The 20,906-nt window shown below is 68.7% G+C and carries 18 protein-coding genes; 12 read left to right on the top strand and 6 right to left on the bottom strand.

What is annotated here, in order from left to right; all coding sequences use genetic code 11:
- Positions 1 to 211: 211 nt before the first annotated feature.
- Positions 212 to 676 carry a hypothetical protein gene (locus E8A74_RS21000; RefSeq protein WP_136930825.1) on the bottom strand — a complete coding sequence of 155 codons (465 nt, stop codon included), beginning with the start codon at positions 674 to 676 and terminating at the stop codon, positions 212 to 214.
- A gap of 163 nt (positions 677 to 839) precedes the next feature.
- On the bottom strand, positions 840 to 1,832 hold the full coding sequence (locus E8A74_RS21005) for an RNA polymerase sigma factor (RefSeq protein ID WP_136930826.1): 993 nt from the start codon (positions 1,830 to 1,832) through the stop codon (positions 840 to 842).
- Between the two features lie 123 nt (positions 1,833 to 1,955).
- Between E8A74_RS21005 and E8A74_RS21010 the strand changes: the two genes are divergently transcribed.
- The 7 genes from E8A74_RS21010 to E8A74_RS21045 all read left to right on the top strand — a co-directional run bounded on the left by E8A74_RS21010 (position 1,956) and on the right by E8A74_RS21045 (position 10,404).
- Complete coding sequence (locus tag E8A74_RS21010; protein ID WP_170229256.1) at positions 1,956 to 2,495, top strand: L,D-transpeptidase family protein; 540 nt, start codon at positions 1,956 to 1,958, stop codon at positions 2,493 to 2,495.
- A 60-nt stretch (positions 2,496 to 2,555) separates the two neighbouring features.
- The gene (locus E8A74_RS21015; RefSeq protein ID WP_136930897.1) at positions 2,556 to 2,993 is read left to right on the top strand and encodes an EVE domain-containing protein; all 438 of its coding nucleotides are present in this window, start codon (positions 2,556 to 2,558) and stop codon (positions 2,991 to 2,993) included.
- Positions 2,994 to 3,026: 33 nt separating this feature from the next.
- The gene (locus E8A74_RS52485) at positions 3,027 to 3,779 is read left to right on the top strand and encodes a hypothetical protein (RefSeq protein ID WP_170229257.1); all 753 of its coding nucleotides are present in this window, start codon (positions 3,027 to 3,029) and stop codon (positions 3,777 to 3,779) included.
- A 537-nt stretch (positions 3,780 to 4,316) separates the two neighbouring features.
- A complete protein-coding gene (locus E8A74_RS21030) occupies positions 4,317 to 5,402 on the top strand; it encodes a 3-oxoacyl-[acyl-carrier-protein] synthase III C-terminal domain-containing protein (protein WP_136930830.1) in 1,086 nt (361 codons plus the stop codon).
- Positions 5,399 to 6,505 (top strand): NAD(P)/FAD-dependent oxidoreductase, encoded by a 1,107-nt coding sequence (locus E8A74_RS55550; RefSeq protein WP_136930898.1) that lies wholly within the window; start codon positions 5,399 to 5,401, stop codon positions 6,503 to 6,505. Before E8A74_RS21030 ends, E8A74_RS55550 begins: the two co-directional genes overlap by 4 nt.
- Before the next feature lie 958 nt (positions 6,506 to 7,463).
- On the top strand, positions 7,464 to 9,920 hold the full coding sequence (locus E8A74_RS21040; RefSeq protein WP_170229258.1) for an efflux RND transporter permease subunit: 2,457 nt from the start codon (positions 7,464 to 7,466) through the stop codon (positions 9,918 to 9,920).
- A 46-nt stretch (positions 9,921 to 9,966) separates the two neighbouring features.
- Positions 9,967 to 10,404, top strand: a complete 438-nt coding sequence (locus tag E8A74_RS21045) for a hypothetical protein (protein WP_136930832.1) — start codon at positions 9,967 to 9,969, stop codon at positions 10,402 to 10,404.
- Positions 10,405 to 10,442: 38 nt separating this feature from the next.
- Here E8A74_RS21045 and E8A74_RS21050 read toward each other — a convergent pair whose 3' ends face one another.
- Positions 10,443 to 11,549 (bottom strand): hypothetical protein, encoded by a 1,107-nt coding sequence (locus E8A74_RS21050; RefSeq protein WP_136930833.1) that lies wholly within the window; start codon positions 11,547 to 11,549, stop codon positions 10,443 to 10,445.
- Positions 11,550 to 11,926: 377 nt separating this feature from the next.
- On the opposite strand from E8A74_RS21050, the gene E8A74_RS21055 reads away from it, so the two are divergent.
- Both E8A74_RS21055 and asnB read left to right on the top strand, forming a co-directional pair.
- A complete protein-coding gene (locus E8A74_RS21055; protein WP_136930834.1) occupies positions 11,927 to 13,312 on the top strand; it encodes a KamA family radical SAM protein in 1,386 nt (461 codons plus the stop codon).
- Positions 13,313 to 13,387: 75 nt separating this feature from the next.
- On the top strand, positions 13,388 to 15,142 hold the full coding sequence (asnB, locus tag E8A74_RS21060; protein ID WP_170229259.1) for an asparagine synthase (glutamine-hydrolyzing): 1,755 nt from the start codon (positions 13,388 to 13,390) through the stop codon (positions 15,140 to 15,142).
- A gap of 10 nt (positions 15,143 to 15,152) precedes the next feature.
- Here the strand turns inward: asnB and E8A74_RS21065 are convergent, their stop codons facing one another.
- The 3 genes from E8A74_RS21065 to E8A74_RS21075 all read right to left on the bottom strand — a co-directional run bounded on the left by E8A74_RS21065 (position 15,153) and on the right by E8A74_RS21075 (position 18,488).
- Positions 15,153 to 16,334 (bottom strand): ABC transporter substrate-binding protein, encoded by a 1,182-nt coding sequence (locus tag E8A74_RS21065; RefSeq protein WP_136930836.1) that lies wholly within the window; start codon positions 16,332 to 16,334, stop codon positions 15,153 to 15,155.
- A gap of 289 nt (positions 16,335 to 16,623) precedes the next feature.
- The gene (locus tag E8A74_RS21070) at positions 16,624 to 17,586 is read right to left on the bottom strand and encodes an SUMF1/EgtB/PvdO family nonheme iron enzyme (RefSeq protein WP_136930837.1); all 963 of its coding nucleotides are present in this window, start codon (positions 17,584 to 17,586) and stop codon (positions 16,624 to 16,626) included.
- Positions 17,583 to 18,488 carry a hypothetical protein gene (locus E8A74_RS21075; protein ID WP_136930838.1) on the bottom strand — a complete coding sequence of 302 codons (906 nt, stop codon included), beginning with the start codon at positions 18,486 to 18,488 and terminating at the stop codon, positions 17,583 to 17,585. Before E8A74_RS21075 ends, E8A74_RS21070 begins: the two co-directional genes overlap by 4 nt.
- Before the next feature lie 324 nt (positions 18,489 to 18,812).
- Here E8A74_RS21075 and E8A74_RS21080 point away from each other — a divergent pair, with 324 nt between their 5' ends.
- The 3 genes from E8A74_RS21080 (at position 18,813) to E8A74_RS21090 (ending at position 20,863) form a co-directional block, all read left to right on the top strand.
- On the top strand, positions 18,813 to 19,073 hold the full coding sequence (locus E8A74_RS21080; protein WP_136930839.1) for a hypothetical protein: 261 nt from the start codon (positions 18,813 to 18,815) through the stop codon (positions 19,071 to 19,073).
- A gap of 103 nt (positions 19,074 to 19,176) precedes the next feature.
- Positions 19,177 to 20,031, top strand: a complete 855-nt coding sequence (gene bufB, locus E8A74_RS21085) for an MNIO family bufferin maturase (protein ID WP_232379685.1) — start codon at positions 19,177 to 19,179, stop codon at positions 20,029 to 20,031.
- Positions 20,021 to 20,863: an HvfC/BufC N-terminal domain-containing protein gene (locus tag E8A74_RS21090; protein WP_136930840.1), complete on the top strand. Its 843-nt coding sequence runs from the start codon at positions 20,021 to 20,023 to the stop codon at positions 20,861 to 20,863. The genes bufB and E8A74_RS21090 overlap by 11 nt, the downstream gene beginning before the upstream one ends.
- The last annotated feature ends 43 nt before the right edge of the window (positions 20,864 to 20,906 follow it).

A 20,906-nucleotide genomic window follows, 5' to 3' on the forward strand; every position in this document is an offset into this window, starting at 1 on the left:
ACGTTCGGGCGACGAAAAGCCTCGGACCCCAACCTCGGGTCCGACATTCGTCGTGGCCGGAGCGCGTTCCCACGCGTTCGAGCCACGGACCAACACCCGTTTTTATCGAACGGCCCCGACAGCGTCAAGGCCGTCGTCACGCGCTACCGTGTAATTGTCACCACCAACCGGCCCCAGGGTTCGTCCCCTGGTCGTTGGAATCTCCGCTTCGTCAGCCCTCGTCCGGCATCGTCTTCGACGGCCCCGCGCCCTTGGCCTTCTTGAGCTGCATGCGCAGCGTCTGGACCGCGGTCCTCATCGCAATGTGATATCGCGGCGGAACGTCGAGATACATGAGCGCCTGATTGATATGATCCGGCGGAAAAGCCGCATACGCATCGTGGTAAAACCACCGGAGCGCCGTGAGCACGCCGCGGACGAACGACGACGCAGTGACGGTCGCCACCTTCGGCTCTTTCTTGTTCGGCACGTAGCTCGGTGAGGCGCGCAGCTCATCGACGCGCATTTTCAAGCGCTTCCGTTGCGAGGCCGTCGGCGCTCCCCCGTCCGTTACGATGAGAATGGACTCATACGTGTAGTGCAGCATCCATTCGTCCCACTCCTCTTCGGTGGGCGCCATGGCGTTGTGGACGAGGACGAAGTAGTCGCCCACTTTCTGGAAGGCCAGGTTCTTCATCCAGATCGCTCCAGCCGCACCGCCGCCGCAACGCTACCGATCACTCCTCGTCTCGGCCAGCGTACAGGAGGGCCGAAAGCTTGGCAAGCAAGGCCCAAGCCCCGCGGGTTTCGCCGGACAAGACCCCTCCAAAGGCTTAAGGCACGTGAAAACGGGCCCTGGCTCACTTCTTCAGGAAGTCGACGTCCCCCTTCTTCTGCATCTTCGAGGGCTTCGCCTTCTCGTTCTCGGTGCCCCGATCCAGAAGCTCCGGATCGAGCTTCGGCTTCACGCCCGTCGGCACCGGCTTCGGCGCCGGCGCGACCTTCTTCGGCGCCGGCGCGTCCTCGTTTCTCTCGCCCTTCACGTCCTTGGTGTCGCGCGGCGTCGTCGTGGGCGTCGGCGGCACCGTGAGCGCCCGCCGCGCCCGCTCGCGCGCCGCTTGCACCTCCGGCGCCTCATCCCCCTTCGGATCAAGCTGCCGCGCCGCATCGAGCTCCTCCACGCAGATACGATACGACCCGCGCTCGCACCACCAGAGCGCGTCCGCCCGGAGCGCCCGCGCCCTGTCGAGCGGCGTATCCAACGGCGCCGGCACCCGATCCGGCAGCGGCAAGATCGCCTCCGGATCCTCGGCATCCCGCGCCACGCGCCACAACACCACCGCGAGGACCACGAGCGCCGCCACGGCCGCGAGCTCCGCGAGCCACCGCTCCTTCATCCAGCGCCGCATCCGCGACACGCGTTGCCGCACGCGCGCCGCCGGGACCTGCTCCTCCTCGGCGATGCTCTCGAGCTTCTCGCCCTCGCCCTCCCGCGCCATCCAAGCGAGCGTCTTTTTCGCCTCCTCGGTCGCCGGCGCCTGACGCTCGGCCCAGCGGAGGAGCGCCTCTTCCTCGACCGGCGGCGGGCCCGCCACGAGCTCGGGCGGATCCCGCACCTCCTCGCGCGCCGTGCGCCGATGCGCATCCGCGACCTTGTGCCGCGCGATCCCGAGCAGGTACTTGCGCAGCTCGGCGCCGTCGTCCGGGCGGTTCTTCGCGATGAGCGCCTCGCAGAGGACGGTCTGGACGATATCGTCGGCGTCCGCAGGCGAGACCCGGCGGCGCACGAAATCGAGCAAGAATCGCCGCAGCTCCGGATCCGCCAGCGGCTCGGAAACCCTCGGTTCGTCCATGGGCATCGGAGCGCTCATCGCCCCCTCATCGGAGAACGTACCCGGAGTGTGACAGGCGAAAAAATGATTTTTTTTCGCGCGCCCCAGCCGTCACGATCGCCCCCGGATCCCCGACAGCGGGGCATGAACGCCCTCTTCGCGCTCCTCCTGCTCCCCACGGTCCTCCTCCCGTCCCCGCTCCCCGGCGCGCCGGCCGGAGCGCCTGGCAAACCCAAGGTCGAAGCAGCCGCGCTCATCCGCGTCGACAAGAGCGAGCACCGGCTCGAGCTCGTCGCCCAAGGCGGTCGTGTGATCAAGACGTACAAGGTCGCGCTCGGCAGCGGCGGCGCGGGCCCCAAGCGCTTCGAGGGCGACAAGGTCACGCCCGTCGGCACCTACCGCGTGAAGGGCCGCTTCAAGGGCCTGTTCCATCAGTTCTTGAACGTGACCTACCCGAACGACGAGGACCGCGCGCGCTTCGCCGAGCTGAAGCGCCGCGGCGAGGTCCCGCCCGGCCGCACCGTCGGCTTTGGCATCGGCATCCACGGCGTCGGCCAGCGCGACTGGAACAGCGTGCACAAGCAATCCGACTGGACCCACGGCTGCATCGCGCTCGACGACGCCGAAATCGACGAGCTCTCCCGCCTCGTCCCCGACGACACGACGCTCGTCATCACGGACTGATTCCTGTTGAGGGATCGGGGAGTCGGGCTGTATGGTCCCGACGAACCGATGACGACGGAGATGCATTGCTGGCTCGTCAAGAGCGAACCCTACAAATACTCGTTCGCCCAGCTCCTCGCCGACAAGCGGGCCGTCTGGGATGGCGTGCGCAACTACGAAGCCCGAAACAACCTGCGCGCCATGAAGAAGGGCGATCTCCTGCTCTTCTATCACTCGAACGAAGGCAAGGCCGTCGTCGGGATCGCCCGCGTCGCCCGCGAAGCCTACCCAGATCCCACCGCCTCAGGCGAAGACTGGAGCGCCATCGACATCGAGCCCGTCATCGCCCTCAAAGCCCCCGTCGAGCTCGAAGTCATCAAGAGCGATCCGTTCCTGACCGACATCGCCCTGCTCAAGCGCTCCCGCCTCAGCGTCGTCCCCGTCTCAGCCGAGCACTTCGAACACGTGCTCGCCCTCGGAAAAACAAAGCTCCCTGTCCGAAAAACGCGGCGGACTTGACGAAAGGCCCCCCCCGGGGCGACGCTGCGCGCCGTGATCCGCCCCAGCCTGCGCTCGCGCACCGCGTTCCCCCTCGCCGCACTCCTCGCGGCCTCCCTCGCCGCCTGCTCCAACGTGCAAGTCACGTCAGCCGTCACGAATGAGCCCGTCTGCGCCCATTTCACGCTCGGCGGCCCCAACAACAAGATGCGCGGCGGGCTGCGTCAGCCAGTCCGGATCACCGTGCTCGACGGCGACGATCAAGTCGCGCGCGTCCTTCTCCTCGGCAAACGAGCCGAAGCAGACCCCGGCGTACGGCTCGTGCTCCCAGACAAGGACGCCGAGTACAAGGTCGAGTGGTCCCAGTGCAGCAACGAGCGCGCCTCCGTGCCACTCCGCGCAGGCAAGGCCCCCGAGCGCGACCTGACGACCTACGAGTGCGGCGAAGCCAAGGTCTACAAGACCGACACCCTCGTCACGAAAAAAGGCGACCGCGCCTCCCACGCGTTCACCTTCCAGCCCCCCCCGAACCCCGCCTGCTGGGCCGACGAGCGCCCCACCGAAGAACCCCCAAAGCCCGCCGCCGCCCCCGAACCCCCCCCGCCCGCCGAACCCGCCGACGCAGGCGCCGACGACGCCGCCCCCGACGCCGCAGGCGACGCCGGCGACGCAGGCACGGACGCAGGCGCCGCGAAGCCGGCCGACGGCACGAAGGACAAACCAGCCGAGGCACCAAAGGTCGAAGCACCGAAGGCCGTGGTGCCCCAGTCCGCGCCCGAAGCCCCGAAGCCTGCGGCGACGCCGTAGCGCTGGGGCGTTGCGCTGGGGCGTTGCGCTGGGGCGTTGCCCCAGGCCCCAGGAGGGGGCTGTCCGCCCCCTCCACCCCGGACCAGCGAGGCGCTGGACCCAAGCTCGATGAACTGCGCGGTGCGCAGTTCATCGAACAGGCCGGGTCAAGACCGGTCGCGACCCTGCCAGCCAAAACGGCAGCGCTGACGTTTCAACCGGCAGCGTACGCGTCGCCAGCTTGAACCCCACCTCCACGGTCTTGCCACCGGCCCGTTGGGAGAACTGCGCACCGCGCAGTTCTCCCATCACCGGTCCAGGCCGTGCCTGGTCCGGGGTCGAGGGGGCGGACAGCCCCCCGCGGGGTCCGGGGCAGCGCCCCGGCGCGATGGCTTCCGCGTGGGGTGGTTCCCGTGCATGTCTATGCCGGACCATAACCCGTTACCAGCATTGTGCGTCGACCAGTTGAAGGGCGCCGCCCCGGACGCCGCGGCTGATCCGTGCGCCCCCTGCCCACGCGCCTCTCGCGCACGAAAATTGCCGCTGTTCCCCGCCTGAATGGCGATCATCGAACAGACGTGGACGTTCTTTCCGGGGCGCTCGTATAGCCAGGTCGAGCTCTCCGAGGCGCTCCCCCGGTGGCTCGATGGACGCGCCCTCGGGCTCGCCCGCCAGCTCTTCCGGAGAAGCGCGGTCGAGCGACGCAACATGGTCATCACCCCGGAGGAGCTCGTCTCCGTCGGCCGCTCCTTTGCCGCAAAAAACGAACTCTACCGCACGACCGTCCGTGACGCCTGCGGCGCGCTCGCCCGGCGCATCGCCGAGGGGACGACCGAAGACGAGCGCGACAGCATCGACCTCGTCATCACGGCTTCCTGCACGGGATTCCAGATTCCGGCGATGGACGCGACGCTCGTCGCGGCGCTCTCGCTCTCGCCGAACGTCCGCCGCATCAACCTCACGCAGCACGGCTGCGCGGGCGGCGCCGCGGCCCTCGCGATCGCGCACGAATGGCTCGCCGGCCGCCCCGAGGCCCGCGCCCTCGTGGTCTGCGTCGAGCTCTGCTCGCTCACCTTCTTGCCCGAAGATCGAAGCGAGGAAAACCTGGTCTCCGCGGCGATCTTCGCCGACGGCGCTGCCGCCGTGATCCTCGCGGGCGAGCGAGCCGAGCGGCGTGACGCGAGGGCGCCGGCGCTCCGGGTCCGCGACACCTTCCGCGAGCTCTTCGCCTGCACCGAGCACTTCATGGGCTTCGAAGTCCGCGAGGAGGGGCTCAAGATCAAGCTCTCGCGCGACGTCGTCGCCTTCGCCGAGCGCGGCCTGCCGGACCTCTTCTCGCGGGTGCTCCGCCGGTTCGACGTGCCCGACCCGAGCCACCTCTCGTTCGGCGCAGTGCACCCCGGCGGCCGGCGCGTGCTCGAAGCGCTCGAAGATCACGCGCGGCTCCCGAAGAGCGTGACGCGCACGAGCTGGGACACACTCGAGCAGCACGGCAACATGTCCTCGGTGACCGTGCTCGTCGCGCTCGATCAAATCCTGCACGAAGAGGGCCCGCTCGGGCCCGGCGCGCTCGGGCTCGTCACCGCATTCGGCCCAGGCTTCTGCGCAGAAATCGGCCTCCTGGAGACCACCGCCGGGCAATGAGCGAGAGGCCTCCGCTCGGGATCGTCGGCGGCGGGATCGCAGGCCTCGCCGCGGCCATCGCAGCAGCCCAGCGCGGCCGCGAGGTCGTCGTCTGGGAGAGCGGCGTCATCGGCCGCGACAAAGTCTGCGGCGAGTTCCTCTCCCCCGAAGCCGAAGAGGATCTCGACGCCCTCGGCTGCGGCGATCTCACCTCCGCGCTGAAACCCGCGCCGCTGCGCACCGTGGCCCTCTTCGGCGCCGGCGGCGCGCGCCTCGACCTCACGCTCCCCGACCGCCCCGCACTCGGCCTGACGCGCGCAGCCCTGGAAACCTTCCTCGCCCGCCGCGCGCAAGACGCCGGCGCGACCGTCCTCGAACGCACGCCCGTCCGCGCGCTGGCCCCCAAGCCGCCACGCACCCTCGAAATCCAAACCCAAGCCGGCGCGCGCGCCGTCCGCGGCCTCGTCCTCTCCATGGGCAAACGCTCCCCGCTCGACGCCCCCCTCGCCCTGCCACGCGCCCGCGCCGACCGCCCCACCTTCGTCGCCCTCAAAGCCTACTGCGCGCCCACGCCCCTCGAAGCCGACGTCGAGCTCTACCTCGTGCCCGGCGGCTACATCGGCGTAAACCCCGTCGAAGACGGTCGCATCGGCATCTGCGCGCTCCTCGACGGCAACACGCGCCCCGACTGGCAAACCCTCGAAGCCCACGCCACCCACCACCCCGCCCTCGCCCAACGTCTCGCCGCCCTCGGCCCCCCCACGCAAAAACCCCGAGGCCTCGCCCGCTTCGGCTTCGGCCCCCAAGCCATCGCGCGCACCTGCCCCACAACAGGCGTCCCCCTGCTCTTCGCCGGCGACGCCGCACGTCTCGTCCCCTCCTTCACAGGCGACGGCATGGCCATCGCCCTCCGCAGCGGCCGTCTCGCCGCCCTCGCCACCTTCTCCCCCGACCCCATCCACGCCTACACCCGCGCCTTCTCCCGCGCCTTCACAGCCCGCTTTCTCGTCGCCGGCGCATTGCACGGTCTCCTCCTGCGCCCGCCCATCTTCGAGCTGCTCGCGCCGCTGGTGGGTCATGCGCCAAGGGTCGTCGACATGTTGTATCGCGCGACACGGGGGTGAGGAGGGAGGAGGCGTAGCGCCGGGGCGCTGCCCCGGTCCCCGCGGGGGGCTGTCCGCCCCCTCGACCCCGGACCAGCGAGGCGCTGGACCCAGGGTTGAAAAACTGCGCGCTGCGCAGTTTTTCAAGCAGGCCGACGAAGAAGCCGGGGCGCCAGCAGAACCAGTAGCGCGGCTGTGCCTTCACGGGTCGGCCTTGTGCCTGCGTGACGGCATCGTCTGCCGCGGCGAGGCGAGTGTGTGCATTTACACGTCGGCGCGCTGCATTCCTGCGGTCGATGCTTGCATCCATGGGTTCGACGTGTGCCGTCACACGTCGAGGGTCTGCCTTGGGGGGGAATGGGCGTGCCTTTGCGGGGAGAGGGTGTGCCTTCGCGGGTGGATGGCGTGCCTTGGCGGGGGTTGGGGATGCATCCGTGGGGGAGGCGTTTGCCGCGCGGGGGCGGGGGCGTGCAATCGAGTGCTTTTGGACGTTTTTTGTTCGGCTTTGGCTCCTCGTGCTCGTCGCTTTGGGTATCTCGATATGGCTCCTCGGGTGCGTCGCGACAGGCGCGCATACGCAGGCGTGGGCGCAGACGATGAACTGCGCTCCGCGCAGCTCATCGAACAGGCCCGCTCAAGACCAGCAACGACCCTGCCCACCAAGACCGCCGCGCTGCGGGTTCGGCTGGCACCCCGGCTCCTTCCTCGGCCTGCTTGAAAAACTGCGCATCGCGCAGTTTTTCAACCCTGGGTCCAGCGCCTCGCTGGTCCGGGGTCGAGGGGGCGGACAGCCCCCCGCGGGGTCCGGGGCGGCGCCCCGGCGGCGGCGGCGCTTCCCTGCGGTTTGGGGGTGAGGACTCGCCTCGTTTGCACTATAGGGGGCGCTTCCACAATTCCCTCCGCTTCTCCGAGGTTTGCCCTGAGCGCCGCACCTTCTTCCCGCCGTTTGCCCGAGCGCCTGTTTGACCGGCTCGGCCGCTTGCAGTTCGAACGCCCACTTGTTCCGCTCCTCATCGCGGCGGCGCTCACGGTCGTCTCGGTGGTCCTTGCGTTGCGGCTCACCATCCAGACGGGGTTCGAATCGCTCTTGCCCTCCTCTCGCCCGAGTGTGCAGGAGCTCAATCGGGTCGCTGCGCGCACGGCGGGCGTCTCCACGCTCTTCATCGTCCTTGAAGGCGGCCCGAACACGCCCACAACGGCGCTTCGACAGGCGGGGGATGCTCTTGTGCCTGCCCTCGCGGCCGTGGGCGCGCCCTGGGTGGGCAGCGTCGAGGATGGGGTCCATGAGGCGCGCGCCTTCCTCTCGCCTCGCGCTGGCCTTTATGCGGAGACGAAGGACCTTGAAGGCCTGCGCGACGACATCGAGGCGCGGTATGCTTACGAGGTCAACAAGGCCACGGGCACCTTGCTCGATGAGAGCGAAGAGCCTCCGGCGCTCGACGCCGAGAGCATCAAAAAGCGCTTCAAGCTCGGCACCGAGGCCACGCCCGACCGTTTCCCCGACGGCTATTACCAATCGAAGGACGGCAAGACGCTCGTCGTCGCCGTCCGATCCAAGGTCATTGGCAGCGATTTTGCGCGGGGCAGCGAGGCCTTGCGCCGCATCCGTGAGGCTGTCGCTCGGGTGAACCCTGCCTCGTTCCACCCCGAGATCCGCTATGGCTTCGGCGGTGACCTCCAGACGGGCATCTCCGAGTTTGCTGCGATCAACGCGGACCTCACCGAGGTCGGCCTCTTTGGGGCGGCGCTGCTCGCGGGCGTCGTGTTCCTCTATTACCTCCGCATCCGCACGCTCTTCGCCATGCTGATCACCATCGGCATTGGCGTCGCGTGGACGTTTGGCGCCACCGAGCTCTTGATTGGCCATTTGAACATGGCCACGGGCTTTCTTTTCACGATCGTCGCGGGCAACGGCATCAATTTCAGCATCATCTACATGGCGCGGTACCTCGAAGCGCGCAGGGACAAGGTCCCGCTCGCCGAGGCGCTCGATCTCGCGCGCCGGGAGACCTTTCGCCCCACGCTCACGGCGGCTGCCGCGGCCGGCGCGGCGTATGGCTCGCTCGGCGTCACCGAGTTCCGCGGCTTCCGCGATTTCGGCGTCATTGGCGGCATTGGCATGCTCCTCTGCTGGATCGCGACCTACCTCGCCCTGCCGAGCATCCTCACGTGGATGGAGCGGCTCCTCCCGCTCGATCGCGAGGCCAAGGGCGTCTGGGGCCGCATCCAGCGCGCCACGCAGGGCGGGCTCGCGTTTGGCCGTCCGTTCGCGGCCCTCGCCGAGCGCGCCCCGCGCTTGCTCACGGTCCTCGGCGTCGCCGTGGCCCTCGCCGGCGGCGCCTTTGTGGTCTTCTACGTGAAGAGCGATCCGATGGAATACGACCTCCGGAACCTGCGCACCGATGCGAGCGCGCGGGCCGAGGAGATTCGCCTGAGCACGCTCGCCGAGCAGATCACGGGCTACGTCGGCACGGACGGCATGGCCATCCTCGTCGACCGCCCCGAGCAGGTCGAGCCTCTGCGCGAGGCGCTTTATGCGAAGCGCGACGCCGCGCCCCCGGGGGAAAAACCTTTCGAGAAGGTCCACGCGCTCCAGGACTTCGTCCCCGCGGCGCAGGCCGAGAAGATCCCGATCCTCGAAGAGATCAAGCAAAAGGTCCTGAAGGCGCATCGCCGCGGCGTCCTCCCGGACGCGGACTGGAAGACGATCGAAGAGGTCTTGCCCCCGGACGACCTGAAGCCCTTTGGCATCCAGGACCTGCCGGCGGGCCTCGCGCGTGCGTTCACCGAGACCGACGGCACGCGCGGCCGCATCGTCTACATCAGCCCGACCGAGGGCCAGACCGTCGACGACGCCCATTACCTCTTCCGCTGGGCGAACGCGTATCGACGCACGGTCTTGCCGGACGGCAGCGTGATCCTCGGCTCGGGCCGCGCGGTCATTTATGCCGACATGTGGGCCGCCGTCATCGACGACATCCCGCCCGCGGTGCTCTTGTCGCTCCTCGGCACGGTCCTCGCGGTGCTCGTCGCCTTCCGCCGCGGCCTCCCCTCGGTCTACGTGCTCGCCGCCTTGCTCGTCGGCATCGGCTGGATGGCGCTCGCGCTCGTCGTGATGAAGGTCAAGCTGAACTTCTTGAACTTCATCGCATTGCCGCTCACGTTCGGCATCGGCGTCGATTACGCAGTGAACATCGTGCAGCGGTATACCCGCGAGGGCACGGGCGGCGCGATGGCCGCGGTGCGCGAGACGGGCGGCGCGGTCGTGCTTTGCAGCCTCACCACGGCGCTCGGGTACATGGCGCTCGTGCGCTCGAATAACTTCGCCGTGCGCAGCATGGGCGTCGCCGCGGTCATCGGCGAGGTCACCTGCCTCTTCGCCGCCGTGATCGTCCTGCCCGCGGCCCTCGTGTGGATGGATCGGAAGCGCGCGTGACGACGGACGCTTCCCTTCGGGGCCGGCTCGTCTTATCGTGCCGCCCGTGACAAAGTCCGAAGATCGAGGTGGGGGAACGACAGCGCGCAGCGGCTCGGGGCTGCGCTCCGCGGCGAGCCTCCTGTTCACGGTGGCGCTGCTCGCGGCGACGGGCGCGGCGCTTTACAACGTGTTTGGCGTGAGCGTGGAGATCGAGGCGCTCGCCTCGGAGACCGCGTGCCAGGGCCAGGGGCCCGCGTGCAAGGCGCAATTCACCTACTGGGAGCGCTCGCCGATCGCGCACACGTTCGCGATGCAGACGCCCCAGGGCAATCACCCCGTGGTGTGCAAACGCGAGTACATCCTCGCGGGCGCGTGGAGCTGCAAGGGCAAGGACGGCGCCGCGACGGCGACGGCCGAGCCGAGCCCGTCGGCCTCCGCCGCGCCGTCGACGAAAGCGCCGGCGAAGGCGGGGCCGGCGAAGACCCCGGGGAAGACGCCCTGACGAGGGCGCGGGCTCGAACGAGCAGCCCCGCGAAGCGCTCACTCCCCCGGCAGAAACCGCGGCACGCGCAGCAAGCTGCTCGTCGTCTCGTCGGTGCTGCTCGAACGCCAAACGGCGATGTAATATAGACAGGACGTATCGAGCGTGAACTGCTGGATGGCGTCCGGCGAGGAAAAGATCTGCACCTGCCCGCCCCCGGTCTTGGGGATGCGGTTCATGATGCGCGCCTGGCCATTGGCCCAGTACAGGTAATTCTCGTCCTGCGCCATTGCGGCCGCGAGGTCGCTGCTGGCGAATGGCCACTCCGTGAGGGTCTTCGCCTCACTCCCGTCCTTCCGGGCGCGCACCAGGCGGACGGGGCTCGCGTTCGTTGCAATCCAGAAGAGGAACGTCGAATCGGCAACGAAATGCGTGGTGGCGGCGCCATCGATGACGAGGAGCGCGCCGCCCTCCTTCGGCGTCGCGTGAAAGCCCGGCATCGACCAGAGCCCGCTGGCCGACCAGTACAGCTTGTCCTCGTCCGCGATCATGCGCGGCACCATGTCCGGCGTGAGATCCTTGTCCTTGGCCAGGGTATCGGGCGTGCCGCCCGACTTCGAGACCCGCCGCACGGCTTGATCGGCCGGAGCGATCCAGTACACGAACGATGCGTCCGCCGCGATCGACATCGAGCCCTCCTCGTTGTCCGCGAGGAGGCTCGTCCCGCTCCCGTCCTTCGAGGCGCGCATGACCCGATCGCCGTCCATGAAATAGAGCGAGCTCGCATCCGCGACGAGGGACTCGGTCCAGGCCGACGCCGGGACCACCGTCTCGATCGCCCCGCCGGCCTTGGGCACGCGCAGCACCGCCCCCCCGGCGCCATACTGGGTGAAATACACGTGGTCGCCGTCGGCGAGCACGCCCGAGAGCCGCTCGGCCCCGCTGACGAGGACCACCGGCGCCTCGCCGGCCGTGCAAAGCGGGGCCTCGCAGACGCCCGCATTGCAGGACCCGCCGCCGCAACACGCCGCCGACGTGCGGCACGCCTGCCCCTCGGCCGCGCAGACATCCTCGCTCCGCGTGCTCTCCGACAGCTCCGTCCGCGCCCCGCAGCCGGCCCCGACGAGCCCGACGACGAGCGCCGCCATCACCTTCCTGTTCGCCATGAAAGCTCCTGCGCTGAAAGATCCGTGCAACACGACGTTCATTCGCGTACCACGACCGAGCACACGACGCTCGTCGCCGCGCTGATCGTTACATGCTGTCGCGTGGTGTGGGGGGCGCGTGGCGTGACACGCCCGCGCGCGATGGAGGCGGCGCATTCCCGGGTCGCGCCCCTGAACATCGCGGCGAACACGGCCTCGCGGGCGAGGACGAAGCGCGCACGGCAGCCCCTCGTCGCGCTTCAGGTCCGGCTGGCCGCTCGAAGCCGAGCGGCCGCGGGGCCGTCGTCACGGACGTAACTTTGTGCTTGCATGGTTTGAGGTCAAATCATATATCTCGCATAGACAGTTTGACCTCAAACTTTCTACGCGGAGGCTGCGTGGCGGAAACAAGAGCTCCACAGACGAACAAACTGCGTGTGTTCCAGCGCAAGGACATCGACAACATCCCCCAGCTCGCCGCGCTGCCGGCGTCCGAGCGGGAGGCGATGAAGGTCGTCTCCGCGGTGCTCCCATTTCGGGTGAACAACTACGTCCTGGAGGAGCTCATCGATTGGAATCGCGTCCCGGATGACCCCATGTACCGCCTCACGTTCCCTCACCGGGAGATGCTGAGCGACGACGATTATCGCCTCGTCGAGGCGCTCGTCCGCGAGGACGCGCCCGCGAACGTGGTGCAGGCGGCCGCGCGCGAGATCCAGACGCGGCTGAACCCGCATCCGGCCGGTCAGATCGAGCTGAACGTGCCCGTGCTGGATGGCCATCCGGCCCGTGGAATTCAGCACAAATATGCGGAGACGGTGCTCTTCTTCCCCACGCAGGGGCAGACGTGCCACGCGTACTGCACCTACTGCTTCCGCTGGCCCCAGTTCGTCGGACTGGACGACCTCAAATTCGCCAGCAAGGAGGCGGGGGATCTCGTCCGGTACGTCGAGGCGCACCCCAGCGTGACGAGCGTGCTGCTCACGGGCGGCGATCCGCTCGTGATGCGCACGGCGCTGCTCCGTCGCTACATCGAGCCGCTGCTCGCGGTCCCGCAGATCGCCTCGATCCGCCTCGGCACCAAATCGATGGCCTACTGGCCGGCTCGGTTCTTCGACGACAACGACGCCGACGACCTCCTGCGCCTGTTCGAGGACGTCGTCGCCGCCGGGAAAAACCTGGCGTTCATGGCTCATTATAGCCATCCGCGGGAGCTGTCGACGCCCGCCGCGGAGCGCGCGATGCAGCGCATCCTCTCGACGGGCGCCACGGTGCGGTGCCAGGCGCCCCTGATCCGCCACGTCAACGACGACGCCAGCGTGTGGGAGACGATGTGGCGCCGGCAGGTCCGCCTCGGCGCGATCCCCTATTACATGTTCATCGAGCGCGACACCGGCGCGCGCCATTACTTCGAGGTGCCTCTCGTCCGCGCGTACGAGATCTTCCGGGACGCATACTCCCGGGTCTCGGGCCTCGCGCGAACCGTGCGCGGACCTTCCATGAGCGCATTGCCTGGCAAGGTCGCCATCGACGGCATCCCGGAAATCCTGGGGCGCAAGGTCCTGGCCCTCCGATTCCTGCAAGCGCGGGATCCCTCGTGGGTCGGACGCCCGTTCTTCGCGCGCTTCGATCCCCGCGCCACGTGGTTCGACGCGCTCAGGCCCGCGTTCGACGAGCCCGAGTTCTTCTTCCAGCCCTCGCTCGAAAGAATGAAGCGCGCGCGGCGGACGACCGGAGCCTCGAAGCATCGGCTCCCCATGCACGACGACGTGGCCTGCGCCTGAGCGCACGGCCGCACGGGGGCGGCTCCGCCATCCGACAAACCACTGGCCCGACGAGGAGGATTCATGTGCGGAATCGTGGGAGCGTTCTCCCCCCAAAAGCCGTTCGACAAATTGCCGTTCACGACCAGGAACCTCGACCGCATCCACCACCGCGGTCCGGACGCGCAGGGCTTCTACGTCGATGATCACGCGATGCTGGGGTTCCGCCGGCTCGCCATCCTGGATCTCGCGGGCGGCGGGCAGCCGCTCTACTCCGAGGACGAGCAGATCGTCGTCCTCATCAATGGAGAGATCTACAACCACCACGAGCTGAGGCAACGGCTCGCCGACCATCACCGCTTTCGCTCCCGGGTGGACGGCGAGGTCCTCGTTCACCTGTACGAGGAGCGCGGGCTCGATTTCGTGAACGAGCTCCGGGGCATGTTCGCCTTCGCGCTCTACGATCGCAAGAAGCGCCGCCTCGTCCTCGGCCGCGACCGGGCGGGTCAGAAGCCGATGTTCTACCAGTGGAGCCAGGGGTCGCTTCGGTTCGCGTCCGAGATCAAACCGCTCCTGCAGGACGGCGACAAACCCGCTGTCAGCCGCGCCGCCCTCGCCGAGTACCTCCGTTTCGGGTACGTCCCCTCGCCGCGGACGATCCTCGAGGGGATCCACAAGCTGCCCGCCGGCTCGGTCCTCGTCGCGGACGCCGGCACGACCCCGCGCACGATCGATTACTGGAAGCTCCGCTTCTCGCGGGACGACGGCCGGACGGTGCCGCCACGCGAGGCCGAGCAATGGTGCAAAGATCTGCGGAGCACGCTCTCGTCCGCCGTGAAGATGCGCCTGGAGAGCGAGGTGCCGATGGGCTTCCTCCTGAGCGGAGGCGTCGACTCGGCCAGCGTGTTCGCGCTCGGCGTGGGCGGCCTCGACAAACGCCGGGCCCAGGCCTTCACCATCGGCTTCCGGGGCGCTCCGATCGACGAGTCCGAGGCCGCGGCCGAGGTGACCCGCCGATACGAGGCGAAGCATCGGATCATTCACCTGGAGCGCAGCGAGGCGACGTCGCTCGACGAGATCCTCCATCGCGTGGAGGAGCCGGTGTCGACGGACGCGCTGCTCCCGACGGCGTGCGTCTTCGAGGCCGTATCCCGGGCGAAGGTGACCACGGTGCTCTCCGGCGAGGGCAGCGACGAGCTCTTCGCCGGCTACACGAAGTTCGCGCGGGCCACGCGGGATCCGGAGCTCGAGCGCGTCGGCCCGCTGGAGCGGTATCTGCGCCACGAAGAGTTCGTCTTCACGGCGGAGGAGCGCGCGACCTTGCTCGGCGAGGACATCGTCGATCCCCGCTTCGACGAGCTCGAGCGCGAGGCGCGGGAGCTCGACCCGCTCTCCCAGATGCTCCTCCTCGAGACCCGCCTTCGCTTGCCCGATCGCATCAACCTTCGGCTCGATCGGACGAGCATGGCCCATAGCATCGAAGCGCGCGCGCCTTTCATGGACCACGGCGTGATGGAGTTCGCCGCGACCCTGCCCCACGCGGTCCGTACGGGGCCGAACTTCAACAAGCACGCGCTCCGCCACGCCATGCGCGATGCATTGCCCGAGGTCGTCCTGTCCGCGCGCAAGGCGCCGTTTCACGCCCCGGACACGTGGTTCACCGACGCCGGGCAGGACGAGGCGCTCCTCGGCCCGGACGCCATCGCCGAGGCGGGCCTCGTGAAGCCGGAGCCCGTGCAAGCGCTACGCGCGCGGGCGCGCGCCGGAGATCGGGCGGCGCAGGAGCGGATCTTTTCGCTGTACGTGCTGCACGCCTGGCACCGGGCGTTCTATCGCCGGCTCTGCGCGTGATCGCGGGCCGCTATTTGTCGCCGACCGTCGAGTGATACGTGAACTTCTTGCCCTTGATCTGCACGATCACGAGCGGTTTGTCTGCGTTTCGCTCGGCGTTGATCGCGATCTTCCCGGTGGCTCCCTGGAAATCCTTCGTCTCGGCGATGGCGTCCCGGATCGACGCCGGGGTGTCGCCCTTGGCTCGGCCGATCGCGTCGGCGAGCAGCTTCGCGGCGTCGTACCCCTGCGCCGCGAGGGCGGAGGGCTCCCTCTTGAAGCGCTCGGCGTACGCCTTGACGAATGCCTGCGAATGAGGCCAGGGCACGTCGGGGGAGAAATGGTTCGTGAAGTACGCCCCCTCGATCTCCTCGCCCGCGTCGGTCACGAGCGAATCGGCGTGCCACCCGTCTCCGCCGACGAACTGGCTGCCGGGAATCCCGGCCGCCTTGGCCTGCCGCGCGATGGGCACCATCGCGTTGTAATAGACCGGCGCGTAGATGATCTCGGGCCTCGCGTCGCGAATCTCGTTCAGGTACGTCGTGAAGTTCGTCTCGCTCTTGAGGAAGCTCTTTTCGAGGACGACCTCGGCGCCGAGCTTCTTGGCCTCCCTGCGGAACTCGTCCGCGAGGCCCGACGAATAGAGATCGTCGGAGGCGAAGAGGACGGCGAGGCGCTTCTTGCCGAGCGCCTCGACGACGAACCGCGCGCCGACCTGGCCCTGCTTGTCGTCGGTATAACAAGCCCGGAAGACGAAGGGGCCGACCTTCGTCACTTCCGCGTTCGTCGCCGAGGGCGCGATCATGGGGATCTGGTTCTTGTTCGCGACGATCCCGGCCGCCTTGGATCGGGCCGAGGAGACCTCGCCGAGCAGCGCGACGACCTTGTCGCGGTTGATGAGCTGCAGGACCTTGTTCGAGGCCTCCTGGGGATTCGACTTGTCGTCCTCGAACAGGAGCTTGATGGGTCTGCCCTTGACCCCGCCCGCCGCGTTGATCTCGTCGACGGCCAGCGCGATCCCCTCGCGCGTATCGACGCCGAACGAGGTATCGGCGCCCGAGAGGCTCAAATAGACGCCGACCCTCCATTCGTTCGCCGACGCGCCTCCGGGGCCCGCGCCGCTCCTGTCGCACCCCGGCGCGACGAGCGCGCTCGAAAGCGCGCCCCACGCGAGCGCCGTGATCCATTCCCTACGCCCGTATTTCTCACCCATCGCTGGCCCTCGAACGGTCGTGGTCCCACGCTCGTCCCTCCATGACCACAGGAAGAGCGTTTCTGCCGGATCGACCGCCAATCCGAGGGATCGACCTTATCATCCATTCGATCGGGCGGACAGCAGGAACGTGTCCATTTCGCCCGTCCCCGACGATTTCACATTTCGCGTGCAATCGGCGGCGGAGCTCCATCGTTCATTCGATTCTACCGGCAGAAACCGCAGAAGCTCCCGTCCTCCCGGGCGCGCGCGAGGCGCCCCGAGGTCGCGCGGACGCCCCGCAGCCGGGTCAAAGATCTTTACAGCATCGAACGCCGGTCGAATAGTCGAAGTAATCGAACGGATGCGCCCGCACCATGGAGGCACAACCGTCCTTCTTCGATCGCGCGTAAAACCCGCCGACGAACGTCCCCTCGGGATCGTCGATCCACTCGTCGATGTTGCCGACCATGTCGGCGATGCCGTCGCCCTCCCACCGGCTCGTGCAGGCCCGCGTCTCGCCCGTGCGGCGGAGGAGTGGCTTGTCCCCGGCCTTCACCGTGTTGAGGCGTGGATCGCTGTGACCGATGCTCGGATTGCCGTGGAGCAGCCCCGCGGGGTGCGCCTCGCGGAAGATGTTGCACTTGCCCTGCTCGTACGTGTCGCCATAAGGAAAGTTGCGGTCGTCCTCGCCCCGGCATGCCGTCTGCCACTCCGAGAGCGAACAAAGGCGCTTGCCCGCATTCTTGCAAGCGAGCGCGGCGAGCGGCCCCGTGAGGTAGCCCTGGGGGATCCGGCTCTTCTTCGACATCGCCTTGGGCTCGAAATTGCGCTGCGCTTGCCACGGCGGCAGCGGCGGCAGCGCCATCTCCCGCGCCTCGGTGGGCCCCACGGCGAGGCGCTCCTGCTCCCATCGTTTCTGGATCGAGAGCGCCTGCTTGCGGGAGGGCACGTAATACGGCGAGAGGTCCTGCCCCGTCTCGGTATCGATGAGGCTCGCCTCGTACCGATCGACGCAATAACTCTTCTTCACGCGCACCATCTCCGGCGGACACGTGGGCGTCGCCGGCTCGACGAGCGCAAAATCGTCGGGCTGCTCGGGGAGCGCCACGGGGGCGGGCGCAGAGGCGGACGCGGCGGCGGGCTCGGGCGCGGCAGCGGACGCGGACGCAGCGGCGGAGGCGGCAGGCGTGGGCGCGGCTTCGGGCTTTTTGTCCTCGCACGCCGTCAGGAACACCACGCCGGCCAGGATCATGCAGGCCAGAGACTTCATTGAAATGCATGCCCCCACGGGTCGCGGCCCGAGGGCTCCGGGCAGAGGTAACGTCGGACCACGATCCAATGGTGCATCGGATAGAGGATCGTGTCTTCCTTCATCGACAAACCCATCCGGCTCGTCTGCGCGCCGGGGAACGGCGTCTTCGGGTAGAACGGCACGATCCCCGAGAGCGCCTCGTACTCGTCGACGAGCCCCAGCAAATGCCCCGCCTCGTGCGCGATCACCGGCAGGGACCAGCCGCTCCGCAGCGACCAGAAATACGGCGTCCGCCCGCACGTCGTCGACAGCGGCAACGTGAGATCCACCGGCACGCCTTCCCGCGCAGCCTGGTCGTGCGGCAAGAACGTGAAATCGTACCGGACCGGCAAACCGTATCGCTCGGCGTCCCGGTTCCAGTACTGCTCGGCCTCCTCGGACCAGCGCACGAGCAGCGCTTCCATGTTGTGCCGCGTCCCCGCCACCCGAAATTCCCCCGAGGCCGGGCACGCCACCGTCGTGTTCGATCGGGAAAACGGGACGCCCCGGCACACGACCTCCCCCTCGTACCGTTCTTTCCCGTCGCAATCGGCGAGCTCCAGCGTCCCGCCCTCCCGCGGGAGCACCACCGCGAACCGCGCGGACACCTCCCAGCGCCCCGGCGCGCCCCCGCGCGCCCCCACCCGTCGCACCTGATAATGCATCGGACCAAAAAAGAACCGATAATGCGGCATCGACCCGCGAATCGTACGCTCGCCTTCCTCCACGTCGCCGAAAAAGACCTCCCGCGGCGACGGCGCACACGTATAAGCGTCCTCCGCCAAGGTCGTCGCGAGCACGTCCCGAAAGGTCGCGCGCGCCTCGGCGCCGAGCCCGGGCGTCATGGACTCGAGCTCACGCGCGACGTCGTCGGCCGGCAAGAATCGCGCGTCGAACCGCGACGCAGCGCATCCCGAAGCCGCGATCGCGCCGAAAACGACGAGCGCCGCGGCACGAGCAGGCTTTGGCCCTCGCCATCCGGCGCTTTTCCTTGCCTCGTCCCTTCGCATCGGGCTACCACCATGGGCCCCACGCGCGCTGCTCGGCAATCCGGATCCGGACGAGGGGCAGGCACGTAGGGGGGAGACCCCGACACCCCGGGGGGAGACGATCATGGCGGGGGGAGGTTTCGCACGAAGCGCTCGAAGTCGCGACTTCCCTGGGGTGACGGTACAAAAAAGACACGCTCGGAACGGAGATTGACCATGAGCATGAACAAGATGATGGCGACGCTTGCAGTGGGCGGAATGATCGCGGGCCTCGCGGCGTGTGGCGGCAGCCAGGCGCAGCCCGAGAACGCCGACAGCAAGGCGGGCGCCGAGGCCGGCACCGAGGCCAAGTGCAGCGGCGCCAAGGGCGGCGAGGCCGGCGGCGAGCACAAGTGCTCCGGCGGCAAGTGCAGCGGGTCGAAGGAAGCCGCGCCGGCCGACGGCGCCGCCCCCGCCCCGGCCGACGCGCCGAAGTGATTCGAGCGGCCCCCCGCGCCGCTCGAGCCCGAAGGGCCGCCGCTTCCACCTCGGGTGGCGCGCGCGGCCCTTCGTTTTTACACCGCTGCCCCGGAGAACCGCGATGACCGCACCCGACCGCATGCGCCTCGGCCTCCCCGACCTCGGGATCGGCGTGGGCCTGCGCCTGCCGCACTACGAGGAGATCTTCGAGACCCGCCCCAAGGTCGGCTGGCTCGAGATCATCAGCGAGAACTTCCTCGTGCCCGGCGGCGTGCCGCTCGCGAACCTCGACCGCGCCCTCGCGCACTACCCCGTGATCCAGCACGGCGTCTCGCTCTCGATCGGCGGCACGACCCCGCTCGACTTCGACTTCCTGAAGAACCTGCGCGCCCTGCTCCGCCGGACGAAATCCCCCTGGGTGAGCGACCACCTCTGCTGGACCGGCATCGCGACGTTGAACACGCACGACCTCTTGCCCCTGCCCTACACCACGGACGTCGTCCGCCACGTGGCCGCGCGCGCCCGCATCGTGCAGGACACGCTGGAAGTGCCGCTCGCGCTGGAGAACGTGTCGAGTTACCTCACGTACACGTCGAGCGAGATGACGGAGTGGGACTTTTTCAGGGCCGTCGTCGAGGAAGCGAACTGCGCCGTCCTGCTCGACGTCAACAACATCTACGTCTCGTCGCAGAACCACGGGTTCGATCCGAACGTGTACGTCGACGCCATCCCGGCCGAGCGTGTCGTGCAGATCCACCTCGCCGGCCACACGAACTACGGCGACTACATCATCGACACGCACTCGGGCCCGGTGATCGATCCGGTGTGGGATCTCTACCGCCGCGCGATCCGCCGCGTCGGACCCGTCTCGACGCTGATCGAGTGGGACGAGGACATCCCCCCGCTCGCGACGTTGCTCGCCGAGGCCGAGAGGGCGCGTATCGTCCGCGAGGAGGCCCTGTCCCATGCGAAATGATCTCGCCTCCGTGCAAGCGTTCCTCGCGAGCGTGATCCCTGGCCGCGCGCCGATCCCCGACGATCCGGCCCTCGCCGAGACCGCCGCGCGCTTCGTCACCGGCAATGCGCGCCTCACGCCGGCCGCGCAGGTCGACATCTACCGCCGCCAGTTCTGGTACCGGCACCGCGAGATCCTGAACGACGACTTTCCGGCCCTCGCACGTCTGCTCGGCGAAGCGAAGATGGACGCCTTCTGCCGCGACTTCCTCGACGCCCATCCGCCCGCGCACGCCCCGTTCCGCAAGATGATCGAGCCCGTGCCGAGCTTCGCCGCGACGTGGCCCGGCTTCGAAACGGACGCAGGGCGCACGTTCGCCGCGGACATGGCGCGTTACGAAATCGCGATGCTCGACGTGCGCGCCGGCGCCGACGCGCCGCCGCTCGATCCGCAGAAGCTCGCGGGGCTGCCCGAAGACGCCTGGGAGCGCGCGCGGATCGTGCTGCACCCCGCGGCCCGAAGGCTCGTGTTCTCGTACCCCGTGCACCGCCTCCGCAAGGCGTGGCTCGTCGCGGGCGAGCCGGCGATCCTGCCGGAGGCCCCCTCACCCGCGCACATCGTGCTCTACCGCAACCGCGAGCTCGTCACGCACTTCGAGGAGCTCGAGCCCGAGGCCTTCACGTTGTTCGGCCTGCTCGACGAGGGCGTGCCGCTCGTGCCCGCGCTGGGCCGCCTCGCCGAGCCCTTGCCCGAGGCGCAGCAGCAGCACGTCGCGGCGCACGTCGGACGCTGGTTCCAGCAGTGGACGGCCCTCGGCCTCGTGGTCGACGTCGACCTTCCTTCATCTTCGTAGTTGCAGAGAGCCCCGACCATCGGACACGGTAGGAGCCACGTAC

This window comes from Polyangium fumosum (assembly GCF_005144585.1).
Lineage (GTDB): Bacteria > Myxococcota_A > Polyangia > Polyangiales > Polyangiaceae > Polyangium > Polyangium fumosum.